Here is a 6153-nt window from a genome sequence, read left to right as displayed (position 1 = left end):
CCTGGGCCGAACGGCCGGCTTCGGACCCCGACCCGCGCACGCTTGGCCTCACATCGCGCCATCTCGCCTACGTGATCTACACCTCAGGCTCAACCGGAAACCCAAAGGGCGTCATGGTCGAGCATCGGGGGTTGGTCAATCTGATGTTGGCTCAGGTCGGTCTTTTTGGCACTTCTTCCAACAGGCGAGTGGTGCAGTTCGCCTCCGTTGGGTTTGATGCAAGCGCTTGGGAGCTTGTTATGGCGTTTGGCTCTGGAGCCGCATTGCACTTGCCCGCGGACGAGATCCGTCAAGCGAGTGACAAGCTCTCGGATTATCTCCGGAGCGAAGACATCACCCATGCGACGCTACCCCCAGCGATGCTTCAGGCAAGCAAGAATCTGGAATGTTTGACTTCACAAGTTCTCATTCTTGCTGGAGACCTGCCGAAGGCTGAACTGATCCAAAGTCTTGCCCCGGCATCAATTGTCAACGCCTATGGCCCGACCGAAACAACAGTCTGCGCAACAGTCTGGAATTGTCCGGCTGATTTTAATGGAGCAGTGGTCCCGATCGGCCGTCCGATTGCGAACACGCTGGTGTACCTGCTGGATGATCATGGCGGACTGGTTCCGTTTGGCGCGGTGGGCGAGCTTTACATTGGCGGGGCGGGAGTGGCGCGGGGCTATCTGAACCGCCCCGAGCTGACAGCCGAGCGGTTCATCGCCAGTCCCTTTGTGGACGGCGATCGGCTGTACAGGACCGGCGACCTCGGGCGTTATCTGCCGGACGGCAATCTGGAGTTCCTGGGCCGCAATGACGACCAAGTGAAGATCCGCGGCTTCCGCATCGAGCCGGGCGAGATCGCGGCGCGGCTTTGCGAGCACGCCTTTGTGCGCGAGGCGGTGGTGGTGGCGCAACAGGATCGCCGCGGCGACAAGCATCTTATCGCCTATGTGGTGGGCTCGGACGAGGCTGGCTCGGATGAGGACGATGGAGGCGGGTTGGCCGGCACCCTGCGGGCGCACCTAAGTGCGCACCTGCCGGACTACATGGTGCCGTCGGCATTCGTGCGGCTTGAGGTGCTGCCGCTGACGGTGAACGGCAAGCTCGACCGCAAGGCACTGCCACCGCCTGCTGACGATGCCTATGCGCGGGCGGCCTATGCGGCGCCGCAGGGCGCAGTCGAGACGGCGTTGGCACGGATCTGGGCCGAGCTTCTCGGGCTGGAGCGGGTCGGACGCAACGACCACTTCTTCGAACTGGGCGGCCACTCGCTACTAGTGGTGCAACTGCTCAGTCGCGCAGTCGAGCTCGGGCTCAAGTTCAGCGCCTCCGACCTCTTCCAAGCCCCCCTTCTGAAGGAAGTTGCATCGAAAGTTCATTTGGCGCCACAGCCCAGCAGTTCGGGAGTGATTTGTGTTCGCGAAACCGAATCGCGGCCGCCGCTGTTCTTTGTTCCCACAGGTTTGGGCGATCGCTCCTATGTCCCCAGCTTGGCGCAAGAAATCGACGTGGACTGTCCTGTCTACGCTTTGCCATGGCCGCAGTTCAGTGCATTTCAATTTTCAACTCTTGAAAAGATCGCCTCGCAAGCGAGCTTGGCGATTCGCGAGATCCAGCCACGAGGTCCATATCGGTTGTCTGGATACTCATCAGGAGGAATCTTGGCTTATGCAATTGCGCAGCACTTACTAAACCTCAACGAAGCTGTTTCCTTCATCGGCCTGATTGACGTTGTGTTACTTGCAAATCCATCAAGGACATCACCCACCCAAATGATACAAGAAGTAGCGTTGGAGTCTCTCGAATTGAATGACGAGAAGTTCGAAATCCTCAACCGCTTCGCTGGACAAAGCTCAATTTCCGGACTGCTTGAAAAGGCTCAGACAATTGGAGCGATCCCGCTGGACCGTGATCTCCGCAATGATATTCTGACGTACGAAAGGGCCACGCAATTCCAACGGGCGCTGCGCTTGTATCAAGTTCCGTCCCTCCCAGTTGAGATACACCAATTCTATGCGAACCGGCCTCTTCGCGGTCGGACACGTTCTCGAAGAACTTCCCTAGGTCCAGAAGCAATTTCGCCTTTGCGGGGTTGGGACCGAATCTTAAGTGCGGAGGCCATTCATGTCGTGCCAATTCCAGGCGACCACGTGACTATGATGGATGTCCCGGAGAACCGCCAAGTTCTGGGTCGCGCGATCTCAACGGCCTTAATCGGGACTCTTAAATAGTCGTCCGTTCTTTAGTCGCGGGCACGGTGTCGATCGCGATCGACAAGAATGATCCACTGCCGGGTTCATGGTTTTTTCCGCGGTCGTCTCGATGCAGAGGCACCGACGGTGACCTTGCCCCACGGGCTTAATCCAGTTTGAAGTTCGTTCTACGCTAGGCCAATGCCACGGCTATCCTTCGAGTGCCCGGTGCCGATGTCCAATTGTTCACCGCATGCGCCCAAGTTAGGTTGTTCAGAATAACAAGGTCCCCTGGTTTTAGCTTAAGAATAATCTCGTCACAAAAAAGTTTCTCGTAATCGGCGCCCGAACACCAGCTCCGTCCTGCATTAACGGGGTCCAGTTGGTGCAACTCAAAACCGTTCGGCGGGAACTTGAGAAGTTCGCGCTCCTGCAACATCCGAACGAAAAAGTGAAGACAGCTTTGGTCAACACTACCAATGTTATCCCAAAGGACATTCACATCGCGCCCTAGGAGAAGGGAAAAGCTTCTTTTCGGCCTTGCCATAACAATCGCCAGCAAAAGGCCCGGGATCTCGGATTTCACCTCGGCTACTATTTGGTCATCTGGTACCAAATAGTCATCCGGCGAGCTCAGACGATAAAGTGCTTTTGCACGAGTGATCATGCCCCGAGACAATAGCTTTGATCCAGGTAATATTTTTGTCGTTTTTTCTCGTAAAAGTCCCCATGCCTCACTTGTGTCGTCGATGTTCAATAGGATTGTTTCTCCTCCGTCTTTACTATTCTCGAAACAATAAAAGCACGACAACTGCATATTAGATATTCTATCTCCTTCGGAATGCGGGGTGACAAACTGATAATCATCTCGGGAATTAACGCTCATGAAGTATTTGTTGATCCGCCGTCGATGACCAAGAAAATCGGAAAAGCCGGCCTCCAGCTCTAGCTTTTTTTGCAATCCCAGTTCACCGGCAATTTGATGTACGAGGCCGTCCGACTCGCTCGGTGAGACATTACGAATCAAAATGACAAAGTCTCGACTGAGTGCCTCGATCACGCAAGTCACATCCAAGCTGCTGCACCCAAGGGTCAACAGCATGCGCCGATGTGAGAGATCAGGAGTCAGTTGTGGTTGCGACATTCGCCGTGGACCCGTTCTTCGTCGCATTCGTCGCCTCACGAGCAAGGGCCGTGCCACAGACGTCAGCGGGCATTAAGCGAAAACGCTACTTAGTGCCGAGCTCCGGCCAATCTGCGAAAACGCGATGCGTGGCCAACTTTGCAACATCGAGCGGAATCCCTGCCGCAGGACCCTCCCTCACTCGACGAGCAGACCACCTGGAGAAAGCAGCGGCGAGCATTTTGGCTCGCAAAGGCAATTCGGGCAAGGCGCGGGCGCCCGATCTTGAGTGGTCGTCGCTGTTGACGGCGCGTGCTGTTGTGTTGAGCTCTGTTCGGTTCAAGGCGTTAATGTCCCAAGCCCGACGGCATGACGGCAAAATTCTGGGAGCCCGGCGAGAAGCGAATTGTTTTCTTCAGAATGAGCCCGCAGAAGGTCATGGGCGCGTCCGCTACTTAACGTGAGCGCCAAGGAGAGTCTGCTGTACGCGCGGTGATGACGGCGGCTGTTGCAGATCTTCCGACGACTTTGCGGACGCCCATGCGGTGATCGTCGCCAATGACATCCGTATTGTTGTGCTGAGCTGTGTCTGGTTCAGGACGTCGATGTCTCAAGTCCGACGGCGGCATTCCGAGCGAGGCGCGCGTTATTTCTTCAGGAAACGCTCGCAGTACGTCATTGGTATGTCGATTGCTTGAAATGCGGGGTGATCCGTTACGGCCTTCATTGTAACCCCTGTCTAAGAGTTCAGATGAAACTTGCTACACCGGTTGGCTCTTGCATCTTTGTTGGTGGTGGTATGCTAGCTGTTAGATGTGCTCAGCTAGTGATGGAGATGGGCCACGTGATCCGGGCGGCGCTGTGTGCCGACGCCATATTCCGCGATTGGGCCGCTCTCGCCGATATCTTGTGTGTGACGAGCATTGAAGAGCTATCTGCGCTGCTCAACGCCGAGCCAGTCGAGTGGATATTTTCCGTTGCCAATCCGTTCATATTGCCAGCAGATGTGTTTGGGAAAGCGCGTAGAGGCGCTTTCAATTACCACGACGGTCCGTTGCCGCGATATGCCGGAACTCATGCGACGTCTTGGGCGCTTCTTGCCCGTGAGACCGAACATGGCATCACGTGGCATCGTATCGATCACGGTGTTGGTACTGGTGAGCTGGTCGTCCAACGCCAAGTGTTGATTGCGACGAGCGATACGACGCCCAGATGCTGCGGGCTGTCTGCGATGGGATCGATCCGCACAAGATCTGGAAGCGATGACGCGCGCCTTAGACTTTGGCCCGTATCATACCAATCCATTGGGGTTGTCCAAGGCTCTCGTAGGCGATGACGTTGTCGTCGTCAGGCGCTTAGAGGTGACGGCTCGGCGCTCGGGCTTTGCTGCGGGGTCTTTAGTTGAGATCCACCCCAGCCACTGGCGTGTGGCGACAGGGACAGCGGATGTTGATGTTTGGCTTAGCAGCTTGGACCGTAAGGCTCTGGATGCGCGGGCACTCGCGAGGCGTTCTGATTCCCATGTAGGCGACCGCCTCCCGAATCTGAGCGATGACGAGGCGCGGAGCATAACGGTTGCGCATGAGATGTTGGCGCCTCGTGAGAGTTTTTGGCGACAACGGCTTGAACAGTTCAAAACATCCCAGCTTTCCTTTTTGTCGTCTTCAGTAGCTTTGGCTGCACCTCAATGGCAGTTGAGTTCATGGCGAATTCCAGGTGCTTTGGCTGAGCTGTCTCCCAGTAATCGCACGGAATTCTTGCTAACGGCTTGGCTGATCTACCTAGCCCGCATCACGGGAGAATTAGAGCTTCAATTGGGATGGACTCCCGCGCCGAGTGGATCGCGAGCGGGCTTGAAAGCGCTCGAGGTGCTTGTCGCTTCTGTTGTGCCGATGGCAATTACCATCGATCTCGACAATGATTTTGCAGAGGCGCGCACGGTGGTGGCGGCCGAATTCGCTCAACTGAAGGAGCAGGATAGCTTCGCGCGAGATCTTATCGCGCGCTGCCCAACGTTGCTCGGTATGGAGGCGTTACGATTGCGCCGGCCCTGGCCCGTTGGCGTTATGCTTACTGTAAGTGGCGAGTCTGCCACTAGTGACCTAGCTTCGAGCCCGACTTCTGAGGCAGCCCTGCCCGGTGAGGCGTTAACATTTGAGGTTTGCGCTCTAGATGGCAGCTTTCGATGGCACTTTGATGCAAGTCGCTTGGAGCCCAAGCATATCGACCGTATGACCCAGCATTTGCAAAATTTGCTATGTGCTGTGAAGGCAGATCCGCGGCAGCCGGTGGGGCAGATTGAACTCTTGTCATCCGCTGAGCGCGCGTATCTGCTGGAGGAGCTGAACCGGACGGCATCGGCCTATCCGTCGGACGTGTGCATCCACGAGCTGTTCGAGGCACAGGTTCGCCGTGCGCTGGACGCGGTGGCGGTGGTCCATGAGGAGGAGCGGCTAAGCTATGGCGAGCTCAATGCGCGGGCCAACCGGCTGGCGCATCATCTGATCGCAATTGGGGTGAAGCCGGACCAGCCGGTGGCGATCTGCGTTGCGCGCAACGTGGCGATGGTGGTCGGGCTTTTAGCGATCCTCAAGGCGGGCGCGGCGTACCTGCCGCTGGACCCGGCCTATCCACCGGCGCGGCTGCGGCAGGTTCTCGACGATGCGGTGCCGCGAGTGCTGCTGGCCGATGCAGCGGGGCGATCGGCGCTGGGCGACGGTGCGCTACGCGATCTGACGCTGGTGGATCTGACGGCGACGCCGGAATGGGCAAACCTGCCGGCGTCGGATCCGGACCCGCGCGCGCTTGGTCTGTTTACTGATCAGCTCGCCTATGTGATCTACACCTCCGGAT

The 6153-nt window shown here is 57.1% G+C and carries 4 protein-coding genes; 2 read left to right on the top strand and 2 right to left on the bottom strand.

What is annotated here, in order from left to right; translation table 11 throughout:
- Nucleotides 1–2216: amino acid adenylation domain-containing protein (locus IVA79_RS14415; RefSeq protein WP_247553800.1), on the top strand; the 2216-nt coding region annotated here is incomplete at its 5' end.
- A gap of 154 nt (nt 2217–2370) precedes the next feature.
- Here the strand turns inward: IVA79_RS14415 and IVA79_RS14410 are convergent.
- Nucleotides 2371–3237: a hypothetical protein gene (locus tag IVA79_RS14410; RefSeq protein ID WP_247553799.1), complete on the bottom strand. Its 867-nt coding sequence runs from the start codon at nt 3235–3237 to the stop codon at nt 2371–2373.
- A gap of 994 nt (nt 3238–4231) precedes the next feature.
- On the bottom strand, nt 4232–4474 hold the full coding sequence (locus IVA79_RS14405; protein WP_247553798.1) for a hypothetical protein: 243 nt from the start codon (nt 4472–4474) through the stop codon (nt 4232–4234).
- Nucleotides 4475–5153: 679 nt separating this feature from the next.
- On the opposite strand from IVA79_RS14405, the gene IVA79_RS14400 reads away from it, so the two are divergent.
- Nucleotides 5154–6153, top strand: a 1000-nt coding sequence (locus IVA79_RS14400; protein ID WP_247553797.1) for an AMP-binding protein, incomplete at its 3' end; no start/stop codon positions are given.

The organism is Bradyrhizobium sp. 138 (assembly GCF_023074075.1).
Classification (GTDB): Bacteria; Pseudomonadota; Alphaproteobacteria; order Rhizobiales; family Xanthobacteraceae; genus Bradyrhizobium.
This window is presented reverse-complemented; position numbering and strand designations above follow the sequence as displayed.